The organism is Bartonella sp. MR168JLCBS, assembly GCF_042194175.1.
The window spans coordinates 246-568 of the sequence record NZ_JBHIMP010000230.1; the positions used below are offsets into that span (position 1 = coordinate 246).

General features: G+C 41.2%; 2 pseudogenes. Both read right to left on the reverse strand.

Features of this window, described 5'->3' with window-relative positions:
• Window positions 1–118: pseudogene (locus ACFIK8_RS10545) on the reverse strand (3-hydroxyacyl-[acyl-carrier-protein] dehydratase FabZ); the annotation flags it as partial.
• A gap of 1 nt (window position 119) precedes the next feature.
• Window positions 120–323, reverse strand: a pseudogene (locus ACFIK8_RS10550) (UDP-3-O-(3-hydroxymyristoyl)glucosamine N-acyltransferase); the annotation flags it as partial.

The window sequence follows — 323 nt, forward strand, 5'->3', positions numbered from 1 at the left end:
CACCATCAATTTCAACTATACGATCAATCAATAAAAATGGATAACGATGTGGTAATATTGAAAGCAATTCTTCAATATCTACAGCCTCTAAACTTTTCGTTCCTTCAGTGTTGATCATACTAGCGTTTCTCCTTTTTCACTTTGCCAATATTACGCAACGCCGCTACTTCACGGAACCACTGTTTAAACGGTCGCGCTGGACTTCCTCCCCATTTTTCACCATCTGGAATATCATTCATAACACCACTTCCAGCAGCAATCTGAACACATTTACCTATTACGATGTGATCTGCTACCCCAACGCTCCCACCAAGCTGAGACAT